The following is an 11,882-nucleotide window of genomic DNA, read 5'->3' as shown; positions in this document are numbered from 1 at the left end:
CCACGTCGCTGGAACTCACGCATCGACTTCGGAACGGCACGACGCAAAAACCCAACATAATGACATCACGCGGACTAACGAACCCATCGCGGTCGCAGGTCCTGAGCCTGCTGTTAGCGACCATCGTCGTCCTCGGGACGACCGCTGGCCTCGCTAGCGCAGCGACCACGACGGACCTGACGGTATCGATTACAGACAGCGACAACACCATCGCCCCTGACGAGACCACCACGGTCGAGATAGCTGTGGCGAACGCAGATGGCGGCGTCGGCGCCGCCGAACTCGGCGTCGAACTGAGTGATCCCGGTGTGGCCACCATCACCGACGTGACGGTCCTCCACACGCCCGGGAGTACCGACAACAACATCACCGGCGGCGGGGCGGCGGCGGACATCAAGTACGCCTTCGCCAATAGCTCCGACACCGGCGCTGTCACCATCGTTGAGGTGACCCTACAGGGCGCCGCGGAAGGTTCGACCGACGTTAACGTCGTGCCGAACAGCGAGACGGGCAACCTTGTCGTCTTCGACGAGGACGGCGCCGGCTACACGCTCGACACCGTCGGTAGTGCGACGCTCACCGTCGAGGACGTCAACGTCGCGCCCATCGCGGACGCGGGCGCCGACCAGACGGTCACGGCCGGCGACACGGTGACGCTCGACGGCACCGGCTCGGACGACCCCGACGGGACGCTGACCTACTCGTGGACCGAGACGACCAGCAGTGGCGTCACGCTGACCGACGCAGACACGGCGACGCCGACGTTCACCGCTCCAGACGTCAGTAGCGAGACGACGCTGGCGTTCGAACTGACCGTCACCGACGACGACGGCGCGTCCGACTCGGATACGGTGAACGTCACCGTCCAGCCACCCGAGGCAGCGAACTTCCAACTGACAAACCTGCAAGCGCCCGCGAGCGCGACGCAGGGAGATGTCATCAACGTCTCGGCCGACGTCGAGAACACCGGCGGTCAGTCTGCGACCAAAACCGTCGAGTTCCGTCTCGACACCGACGGTGACGGGTCGATAGCCGACGAGAGCGCCGTCGCCTCGCAGGATGTCCAGCTCGATGCCGATGCATCGACGACCGTCGAGTTCGACGTGGACACGAGCGGCATCGCGGCCGGCACCTACACGCACGGGGTCGTGACGCCCGACGACAGCGCGACGGCACAGATCACCATCGAGGAGCCGTCTGAACCGGCGAAGGAGACGACGGTGAGCCTCCAGCCCACCGACCAGACCACCGCGGTTGGCGTCGGGACGACGTACGACGTCGTGGTCGACAGCGCGGACGGCGGCGTCGGTGCCGCCGAACTCCGCGTCGCCATCGACGACACGAGCGTCGCATCGATTACCGACGCGAACGTAGTCGACGACAGCGCGACCGAGGAGATAGAGGTCGCCGCTGACGGCTCGTGGGTCGACGTCGAGTACGCCTTCGCCGACACTGCCGACACCGGCAGCGTCACGGTGGCGACCGTCTCCGTCGAAGGGAACAGTGCTGGCACTGCCAACCTCTCGGTCGAACCGACTGACGACAACAGCGAGGTGCTGGTCTTCGACGAAGGAGGGCAGGGCTACGACGTGACCGGTACGAACGGGGCAACCCTCGACGTGGAGGCAGTGCAGTTCCTCGTCAGCGACCTCAGCGCGCCCGACAAGGCGGCTGTCGGGAGCACTATCACGGTCACGGCGAACGTCACCAACGACGGGAGCGTCGAGAGCACTCAACCGGTCGAGTTCCGCATCGATGCCGACGGTGACGGTGACTTAGAGACTGTCGTCACGAAGCAGGAGACGATAGCGGCCGGCCAGACGGACGAAGTGACCTTCTCCGTCTCCGTGCCCGCGGACGCCGACTTCGGCCCCCGCCAGCACGGCGTGTTCACGACTGCGGACAGTTCGACCGCCGAGATAGAGTTCACCCCGCCGGACGTCAACGGCGACGGAGCTCTGCCCAGTGACCCCGACGGTGACGGCCTCTACGAGGACGTCAACGGCGACGGCAGCACGAACGTCGGGGACGCACAGGCGCTGTTCAGCAACCGCGACTCGCCGGCCGTCCAGAACTACGCCGACGCGTACGACTTCAACGGCGACGGCGTGGTCAACGTCGGCGACGCGCAAACGCTCTTCAGCGAGGTGACGGCGTAACCCATGTCACTGGACCGACTCCCGGACGATGGACGCGTGTGGCGCGTTGTCGTCGCCGCGGTCGCACTACTGGTGATGGTGCCCGCTGCGGCTCCATTCGCGGCCGCCGCCGGCGGGACCAGCGTGAGTCTCGAACCGACAGATTCGAGCGTCGACGTCGGCCAGTCGGCCACCTTCGAAGTCGTCGTCGACAGCGCTGACGGCGGCGTCGGTGCCGCCGAGTTCAGCGTGGTCGTCGACGACCCGAGCGTCGCCGAGATTACCGAGGTGAACGTCCTCGGGTCTGGTGCGACGAACACGGATATCGCCGACGACGGGTCGTCGGTCGACGTGGAGTACGCGTTCCGTGACACGGCCGACACCGGTAGCGTGACGGTCGCGGAAGTGACCGTCCAGGGCGTTAGTGATGGTTCGACCGGCATCGACCTCGCCGCGGCGCCGGGTAACGACGGTGTGCTGGTCTTCGACGAGGAGGGTACTGGCTACGACGTGACCGGTACGAACGACGCGACCCTGACCGTCGCCGCTGACGAACCGGCGCCCGACCCGGCAACCTTCGACGTGTCGAACCTGCAGGCGCCGGACAGCGCGACGCAGGGCGACGCCATCGACGTCTCTGCGACGGTAGAGAACACTGGTGGCGAAGCCGCCACGAAGGCCGTCGAGTTCCGCGTCGACACCGACGGCGACGACTCGATAGCCGACGAGAGCGCCATCGCCTCGCAGGACGTGCAGTTGGACGCAGGCGACTCGACTACCGTCGAGTTCACCGACGTCGACACCAGCGGTCTCTCGCCGGGAACGCTAACGCACGGTGTGGCGACACCCGACGACACGGCGACGGCCACGATAACCATCGAGGAACCGCCGGAACCGCCGAGCGAGGAGACGACGGTGAGCCTCGAGCCCAGTGACCAGACGGTCACCACCGGGCAGGCGGTCACCTACGACGTGGTCGTGGACAGTGCCGACGGTGGCGTCGGGGCCGCCGAGTTCAGCGTGGCTGTCGACGACACGAGCGTCGCGACGATAACGAGTGCCAACGTTCTCGGGTCCGGAAGCACCGAGGTCGACGTGGCCAACGACGGGTCGTCGGTCGACGTGGAGTACGCGTTCCGCGACACCGCCGACACCGGTAGCGTCACGATAGCCGAAGTGACCGTCCAGGGCGAGAGCGCTGGGACCGCTGGACTGTCTCTCGGTCCTTCTGACGGCAACGACGGTGTGCTGGTCTTCGACGAGAGCGGCACTGGATACGACGTGACCGGTACGAACGGAGCCTCCGTGACCGTCGAAGCGCCGCCGGAACCCGCGACCTTCGAAGTGTCGAACCTGAGTCCGACGGACGTGACTGTCACGCAAGGCGACGTCATCGACGTCTCCGCGACCGTCGAGAACGCGGGTGACCTTCAGGCTACGAAAACTGTCGAGTTCCAGGTCGACGGAACCGTCCTTCAGAGTCAGGACGTCTCGCTCACGCCTGGTGAGTCGACGACGGTTACCTTCGAGGACATCGATACGAGCGGTCTCGATACCGGTGATTACACGCACGGCGTCTACACCGAGGACGACTCGGCGACGGCGACACTCACCGTCGAGGAGCCGCCAGAACCCGCGTCGTTCCAGGTTTCGGACCTGAGCCCGACCGACGTGACGGTGACGCAAGGCGACGTCATCGACGTCTCCGCGACCGTCGAGAACACGGGCGAACAGACGGCCACGCAGACCGTCGAGTTCCGTCTCGACGGGACGACCATAGCCAGTCAGGACGTGGAGTTAGAGCCCGGTGAATCGACGACTGTCTCCTTCGAGAACATCGACACGAGCGGTCTCGATACCGGCGAGTACACCCATGGCGTGTACACCGAGGACGACTCGGCGACGGCAACGCTCACCGTCGAAGCAGAGAGCATCCCGCCCGTCGGCGACTTCGCCAACGCCCCGACCGACCCCGATGGCGACGGCCTCTACGAGGACGTCAACGGCGACGGCGAGTTCGACATCGTCGACGTGCAGGCCCTGTTCGCCAATCTGGAGGGTGACACCGTCCAGAACAACGCGGCGAACTTCGACTTCAACGGCGACGGCACCGTCGACGTGGTCGACGTGCAGAAACTGTTCACGGAGGTGAACTAGCGTGCGAGCGAGCGTTCCCGCGGTGCTGGAGACGAAGAGCGTACTCGTCATCGCGATGGCAGCGCTCGTCGCGACGGTCGGTATCGGTGGCGCCGCCGTCGGCGTCGGCCCCGGTGGCGCCTTACAAATCGCGGGGCCACAACAGCAGGAAGGGCCTGAAACGACGGTCAGCCTCCAGCCCAGTAGTGCGACCGTCGAGGCCGGCGACACGACGACCTACGACGTGGTCGTCGAGAGCGCCGCCGGCGGCGTCGGCGCGTACGACTTCACGGTCAGTCTCGCCGACCCGAGCGTCGCCTCGATAACTGACGTGACCGTCGAGGGTGACCCAGCCGATCAGACGACCGAGGTGTCGATCGCCAGTGACGGGTCCACCGCCGACGTGAAGGCCGCGCTGGCGGACACGTCCGACAGCGGGAGCGTGACCATCGCGACAGTCACCGTCAGCGGCGACGCGGCAGGCAGTAGCGACATCGGCCTGAGCGTCTCGGCACTGGGAACCGAAGCCGGCGAGTCCTACGTCGTGAGTGAGACCAACGGTGCCTCGATTACCGTCGAAGCTGCCGAGGAGCCGGAGCCCGAACCAGAGCCAGATCCGGCTGACTTCGAGGTGTCGAACCTGCAGGCGCCCGACAGCGCGACGCAAGGCGACGCTATCGACGTCTCAGCCGAAATCGCCAACGAGGGCGACGAGGAAGGGACCCAGGACGTCGAGTTCCGTCTCGACGTCGACGGGGACGGGACGCTCCAGTCCGACGAAGCGCTGACCTCGCAGGAACTGACGCTGGACGGGGGCGAGTCAGAGACCGTCACGTTCGAGGACATCGACACGAGCGGTCTCGACGCCGGCGACTACGAGCACGGCGTGTTCACCGACGACGACTCGGCGACGGCCACGCTCACCGTCGAAGCGGCCGCGGAACCCGACCCAGAGCCGGCCCCCGAGACGAACGTTCGGCTCTCGCCGAGTAGCCGGAACGTCGACGTCGACGATACGACGACTTACGACGTGGTCGTGGCGCCCGCAACCGGTGGTGTCGGTGCCTACGACTTCACGGTCAGTCTCGCCGACCCGAGTGTCGCCTCGATAACGGATGTCGCCGTCGATGGGGATCCGGCCGACGAGACGACTGAGGTCTCGATCGCTGGCGACGGCTCCGAAGCCGACGTGATGGCCGCACTCGCCGACACGGACCAGACGGGAACCGTGACCATCGCGACGGTGACCGTCCGCGGTGACAGCGCCGGTACCAGCGACGTGGGACTCGATGTCGAGGCGCTCGGGACCGAAGCCGGAGAGTCCTACACGGTGAACGAGACGCGCGATGCTTCACTCAACGTCAGAGCACTCCCTGATCCTGATCCGGACCCGGACCCAGACCCTGACCCCGACCCAGCGCCGGACCCGGCTGACTTCGAGGTGTCGAACCTGCAGGCGCCCGACAGCGCGACGCAGGGCGACGCAATCGACGTCTCCGCCGAGGTCGCCAACGAGGGCGACGAGGAAGGGACCCAGGACGTCGAGTTCCGTCTCGACGTCGACGGTGACGACGACCTCGAATCCGACGAAGCACTCGTCGCACAGGAACTGACGCTGGACGGCGGCGAGTCAGAGACGGTCACGTTCGAGGACCTCGACACGAGCGGACTCGATGTCGGCGACTACGAACACGGCGTGTTCACCGACGACGACTCGGCGACGGCGACCATCGCCATCGAAGAGCCCGACGAGCCCTCGCCTGAGCTGGAGACCGAGGTCCAGCTAGACCCCGACAGCGCGACCGTCGAGGCCGGCGACACGACGACCTACGACGTCGTCGTCGAGAGCGCCGACGGCGGCGTCGGTGCGTACGACTTCACGGTCAGTCTCGCCGACCCGGGTGTCGCCACGATAACCGACGTGACGCTGGAAGGCGGCCCATCGTCGGAGACGACCGAGGTATCCATCGACGACGGCAGCGCCGAGGTGCAGGCTGCGCTGGCGGACACGTCCGACAGCGGGAGCGTCACCATCGCGACGGTCACTGTCCGCGGCGACAGCGACGGGTCCAGTGACGTCGAACTGAGCGTCGAGGCGTTGGGGAACGAGGACGGTGACTCCTACACGGTGACCGACACGGGCGACGCGTCGATTGCCGTTGAGTCGTCCGAGGACGAGGAGGTCACCTACTACCAGGTCGACTTCGTCGAAGGCGAACCCCTTGAACACCTCGGCCCGGAAGACAGTGACAACTTCTACAGTGACCAAGACAGGCTCGTCCAGTACCTCCACGGAAGCTCGGAGGACCCCGTGACGCGGCGTGGGCGTCCCGACACGCTGAACGAGACGGTCGCCGGTTGCATCGAGGACCAGAACATCGAGGTCGACGACGGCACGGCGTCGGTCACGTTCACCGTCGACGACGGCTGTACGTACGAGCTCTCGCTGGTGAGTTACTCGAAACCGGAGGCTGATTGGAGTCGCGAAATCGCCGACGAACAGGAGCTCGTCGATTCGTCCACCGACACGTTCGGCCCGGGCACCCACACCATCACCGTAGAGCTACCCGAAGAATGACACCGGTCTCACCCGCTTAAAAACGGGTTGGGAACGGGACCACTTTCTTTCTACGACGTCTTTTCGACAGGTGCTACCTCAGCCTGTGTCTCGCGGTCGCATAGCCACTCGTACATTCGGCCAGCGAACGTGGCGACTCGAATCAGATGGTCGAGGCAGTAGAACACGAGTAGTTCGTGCAAGCGGACTTGACGGTCAGACTCGGCCTGTACCTCTCGTGCCGAGTCGTGGAGTTGGAACGGCGAGACGGTCGGGACGAGTTGTTTTGGATGCCAGAGCGGCCGACGATCGAACAGTTCGGAGTGGTATCGCTCCCGCTGTCGGAGTCCTCGCCCTATGCGGACGTACTTTGCCAGTAACTCACGCGTCGACCGCGTCGGGTGGTACATGGTAATCGACGGCTCGTACTGTTGGTCGAACCCGGCTTCGTGGACACGTTTACCGAACTCTGCGTCACCCGACGAACAGAGTCGGTCGTCGAACGGACCGACGGCCTCGAAGACTTCGCGACGAACGGCGAGACAACAGGTCGGCGCGAAATTGTCCTCTGTGAGGTACCGCTCCACCGGAAATTCGGTGTACCGATTGTACGCATCGACGACGGAGTTCGGCGTCGATTCGACCAGTTCGACGTCGAACCCTACGTAATCCACGTCTTCGGTCATCGTCTCGACGACTGCCTCCACCCACGACCGCTCGACAGTCATGTCCGCGTCGACGAACGCGACGACGTCACCGACCGCCCGAGCGATGCCCGCGTTCCGCGCCGCGTAGGAGCCTCGCACCTCGTCCTCGACGACGAGTGTGACGAGGTCTGGTGCCGCCCTCTCGAACTCTCGGACGACGGTGGGGGTCGCGTCCCCGGACCCGTTGTCGACGACGATGACCTCGTACGTCGAAGCCGACGCCGTCTGGTCCGTCACCGACTGGAGGGTACGTCGAACACCCGAAGGGTCCTCGTACACCGGGATGACTACAGAGATGTCGGGACTCCGTGCGGACTCGGAAGCCATCGTGATAACGTAGCCCACCGACCGGACTCGTTATAGTATTCACAGGCTTCTATCGAGGGCCATTCACTGCCTGTTTCCGTAGACGTAGGATAACTATCTCGGCGTGGTCGGAACGTGACCTGTGTTGCGAAAGGTTCTGTCGGCGGTTCGCCGAGTCGTCGACCTCTTCCGGCCGGGGAGTTCACTCCTCGGTCAGGCCGCTACCGGAGGCCTGTGGCTCGGCTTGCTGAACGTTCTCGACCGTCTCGTCAGAATGGGGACGCTCGTCGTCCTCGCCGGGCTCCTTTCGCCGACTGCCTTCGGTGTGGTCGGACTCGCTATGCTGAGCCTGTCCGTTCTCCGACGGTGTTCACAGCTCGGCCTAGACGAAGCGCTCGTCCAACATCGACGGGACGACGTCGACGGATACCTCGACACTACGTGGGTCTTGCGAAGTGTCCGAGGGGTGGGGCTGGCAGTCACCGCTGTCGCCATTGCACCGTTCGTCGCGACAGTCTTCGAGAGTCCAACGTTAGAACCGGTGATACGCGCACTGGCGGTCGTTCCACTGGTCACAGGGCTCCGTAATCCCGGCGTCGTCTACTTCAAGAAACAACTCGAGTTCCACCGTGAGTTCGTGTACAAGGTTTCCGGGACAGTCGCTCACACCATCACTGCTATCGGTGTGGCCATCACCCTCGGCACGCTCTGGGCTCTGGTCTGGGCTTTGATAGCGAGTACCGTCTCGCAGACCATCGTCTCGTATCTCGTGCATCCATACCGGCCGGCACTCAGTTTCGACCGGAACGCAGCGGGGGAGCTGGTCGGATACGGGAAGTGGATCTTCGGGTCCGGTATCCTCGTCTTCCTGCTCAATCGTGTCGACGACGCACTCGTCGGTCTGACGCTCGGGACGACCGCACTGGGGCTCTACCAGATGGCGTTCCGGTTTTCGAACGCGCCGGCGACGGAGATCACACACGTCGTCTCCAGAGTCACGTTTCCGGCTTTCTCGCAGGCTCAAAGTGACCTGCAGACACTCCGCGACGGGTTCTTCGGGACCGTCAAATTCGTGTCGTACGTCGCTGTGCCGATGGCGACGGGGATAGTGCTCGTCACACCGGTCTTCGTCGATGCGTTCCTCGGCCCCTCCTGGACCGACATGATACTGACCATGCAACTTCTCGCGGTCTGGGCTGCATTGCGTGCTATCGTGTCGATACTCGGGCCGCTCTTCCGTGCAATCGACCATCCCGAATACAGCACAGTCCTCCAGTTTTCCCGCTTGCTCGTCCTCCTCGTCTGCCTCTATCCGGCGACCACTACGTGGGGGACGGCCGGGGCTGCAGTCGCGCTCCTCGTCAGCGGTGGACTGCAGAATCCCATCGCGCTCTTTGTCGCCATCCGTCAAGTCGATGGCAGCGTTTGGCACTTCCTCCAGATTCTGACTGTCCCGGTTATCGCCAGTGCACTCATGGGGGCCGTTGTCTGGACCTCCCGAAGTGCGTTCGTCTCTCTTTCTCCCAGCATCAACTTTGTCATGCTCGTCTTGACGGGCGTGGTGGCCTACGGAGGAATCCTTCTCATCGGGAACCGCCTCTTCGACGTCGGTCCCAGAGACGAACTCGGAAGACTCGTCACCGCACTCCAGGAGTAGCCGACGACCGATTCGAAGCACGCCTCACTTCGACGAGGTGCGAACAGTCACGTTAGCATACAGTCGGTTGAAGGAGCGCTTTAGCAAACGTGCGACCCTGACCCCCCAGTCACCACCGAGGGCTATCAGGAGAAACACGTACGACTGAAGATAGACTGGCCGATACCGTAGCGTCAGCAGTGAGTGGCGGATGGCGTCCTTGTAGTACCCGTTCGAAAGCGCAGACGTCGCTACCAGTCGATGAATCCCCGCCAGGAAGTGGCGTTCCTGAGACGGCCGGTTCGCTGCGATAGTGGGGCGATGTTTCGCCAACAGAAGGGGACACCCGACGTCGCGTTTCGTCTCGTAATCGTCCGATATCTGTCTATGGTCCGCGATTCGGCGGACAGTCAGTGGTTCGGGCACAGTTTCGTAAGAGAACTCGGTCGCTAACCTGAAGTAGAACTCGCGATCTTGGAGGCACGGGAACCGCTCGTCTAGATACCCCACCGCGTCGAACACGTCCGACCTGACCAGGAGCGCAGAAAACTGTCCGAACGACCCACTCCGAGTGAGCTGTGTCAAGAAATCACCCGGTGGGAGCGGCCGTGTGAGGTTCGTCACACGACCGTCCCCGTCGACGCACTGTTGACCGGTGAACACCGCTGCAACGTCGTCCTCGGCGCGCCGCAGGGCCCTCACCTGACGTTCGATTTTCCTCGGGAGCCAGTAGTCGTCGTCGTCGAGAAACGCTACGAACCCGCCGCTCGCCGCTCCGATGCCCGTATTTCGGGCTGCGTTTCCACCACAGTTCTCGTCGTGTCTGATGATCGTCGCATCCGCTACGGCACCGAGATCGACGTCTTCGAGAACTTCCTGAGCTGGCGTCGGCGACCCGTCGTCCACCACCAGTAGTTCGATCGGGTCGTAGGTCTGGGCGAGGACGCTCTCGACAGCCTCGACGAGCAGCCGTTCCCGGTCGTACGTCGGCACGACGACGCTCACCATCTCTGTTTCCGACACGCCCATTCTCTCCGACCGATACCGGGTCGGCGGATCGTTTTGTTAGTCACGTTATAACCTGTGGCAGAGCGATACCGACGTGCCAGTCGCAGTCCACCGCTTTGGATACCTCGCACGCCGTCGGCTAACCAACAGCGGGGGAGATAGCGGCAAAATGTTGGTTAGCGGTTCAGGACAGCGCGAGCAGATGCGTCGAGTCCGGTCCCGTCTCCGCGACGACGTACAGCGTCCCGTCGTCGAGTACCGGCCCGGGACCGACGCGACCGTGGAACGAGCGCTCGTACCGCACCGCTGGACCAGAGCCCAAGACTCCCTCTTTCGGCGTCGGGTCCAGTGCCCACAGACGGTCGCCGCCGACGAAGAGCGTGTCCCGTCCGATTGCCGGGGCAGTGTGCCGCCAATCACCCAGTTGATGGGTCCAGCGGACGTCGCCGGAGTCGCTCTCGACGGCGTGGAGTTCGCCCGACGTACCGGCGAACACGAGGCCCGAATCGAGCGCGATGCCGCCGGGACTCCACCCCGTCTCGACCGACCAGAGACGTCGACTACTGGAACTCGTGTCTCCCGACAGGGCATAGGTCGTGCCGTCACGACACGTGACGTACACTGCGTCCGTGTCGGCCGACGGCGGACAGACTGGCGTTGCCGGGAGTCGGAACCGCTGGATACCAGTGCCGTCGGTGAGCGTGAGTAGCGAGACTTCACCAGCTTCGGTCGCGACGGCGGCGGCATACCCGTTCCACACTGGCGGGCTGGGTAGGACGGTGCCGAACACCTTTCGCGACCAGACCGACTCTCCCGTTCCCGGGTCGAGTCCGTACACTCGTTCGCCAGCCCCGACGACGAGCGGCGTCCCGGGATACATCGATGGCCCTACGGGTCGTGCATCCGTTTCGACTGACCACCGCTCGTCGCCGGTATCCGCAGCGAGCGCTCGGACCACGTTCTCACGGCCGTCTGCCGCGAACACCGTCCCGCTACGGACGACCGGCGAATCGCCGATACCGTCGGCTTGCCACAGTTCCGTTCCGTCGGTCGCATCGTAGACACGGAGACTGGAACGGGTCGGTAGATAGACACGCTCGTCGGCCACGACCGGCGCATTTCGCTGTAGGCCGGGGACCGGCACTCGCCAGTCTTCGCTGACGCCGTCGACTGGCGCTTCGCCCGCGTTGATGCCGTGGACGCTCCGCGTGTTGCCGGCGTTGCAGCCGAAACTCGACCAGTTGCCGTCGGAGCCGTAAATCTGCCTGTCGGCGTCGAGTTCAGGGGTCGCCGGCTCCGGTGGCTCGTCGGCACTCGTCGTGCAGCCTGCGAGTCCGCCGAGCGCGCCGGCGCCGAGTGTGGCGAGGAATCGTCGTCTGGAGGGCATGTACCGC

7 protein-coding genes are annotated in these 11,882 nt (G+C 64.7%); 4 read left to right on the top strand and 3 right to left on the bottom strand.

What is annotated here, in order from left to right; genetic code table 11:
* Positions 1 to 59: 59 nt before the first annotated feature.
* The 3 genes from EGH21_RS24070 to EGH21_RS15050 are packed head-to-tail and all read left to right on the top strand — an operon-like array spanning position 60 to position 6,852.
* On the top strand, positions 60 to 2,159 hold the full coding sequence (locus tag EGH21_RS24070; RefSeq protein WP_236035573.1) for a PKD domain-containing protein: 2,100 nt from the start codon (positions 60 to 62) through the stop codon (positions 2,157 to 2,159).
* 3 nt (positions 2,160 to 2,162) lie between these two features.
* Positions 2,163 to 4,295: a CARDB domain-containing protein gene (locus EGH21_RS15055; protein ID WP_220619304.1), complete on the top strand. Its 2,133-nt coding sequence runs from the start codon at positions 2,163 to 2,165 to the stop codon at positions 4,293 to 4,295.
* Position 4,296: 1 nt separating this feature from the next.
* Positions 4,297 to 6,852 carry a CARDB domain-containing protein gene (locus tag EGH21_RS15050; protein ID WP_220619303.1) on the top strand — a complete coding sequence of 852 codons (2,556 nt, stop codon included), beginning with the start codon at positions 4,297 to 4,299 and terminating at the stop codon, positions 6,850 to 6,852.
* A gap of 50 nt (positions 6,853 to 6,902) precedes the next feature.
* Here EGH21_RS15050 and EGH21_RS15045 read toward each other — a convergent pair whose 3' ends face one another.
* Entirely contained in the window at positions 6,903 to 7,865 is a 963-nt protein-coding gene (locus EGH21_RS15045; RefSeq protein ID WP_220619302.1) for a glycosyltransferase family 2 protein, read from the bottom strand.
* Between the two features lie 121 nt (positions 7,866 to 7,986).
* Between EGH21_RS15045 and EGH21_RS15040 the strand changes: the two genes are divergently transcribed.
* Positions 7,987 to 9,501 carry a lipopolysaccharide biosynthesis protein gene (locus EGH21_RS15040; RefSeq protein WP_220619301.1) on the top strand — a complete coding sequence of 505 codons (1,515 nt, stop codon included), beginning with the start codon at positions 7,987 to 7,989 and terminating at the stop codon, positions 9,499 to 9,501.
* A gap of 24 nt (positions 9,502 to 9,525) precedes the next feature.
* Here EGH21_RS15040 and EGH21_RS15035 read toward each other — a convergent pair whose 3' ends face one another.
* Entirely contained in the window at positions 9,526 to 10,488 is a 963-nt protein-coding gene (locus EGH21_RS15035) for a glycosyltransferase family 2 protein (protein WP_220619300.1), read from the bottom strand.
* A gap of 184 nt (positions 10,489 to 10,672) precedes the next feature.
* Positions 10,673 to 11,875, bottom strand: a complete 1,203-nt coding sequence (locus tag EGH21_RS15030) for an outer membrane protein assembly factor BamB family protein (RefSeq protein WP_220619299.1) — start codon at positions 11,873 to 11,875, stop codon at positions 10,673 to 10,675.
* Positions 11,876 to 11,882: the final 7 nt, after the last annotated feature.

It is taken from the genome of Haloarcula rubra, from assembly GCF_019599465.1.
GTDB classification, from domain to species: Archaea; Halobacteriota; Halobacteria; order Halobacteriales; family Haloarculaceae; genus Haloarcula; species Haloarcula rubra.
This window is presented reverse-complemented; position numbering and strand designations above follow the sequence as displayed.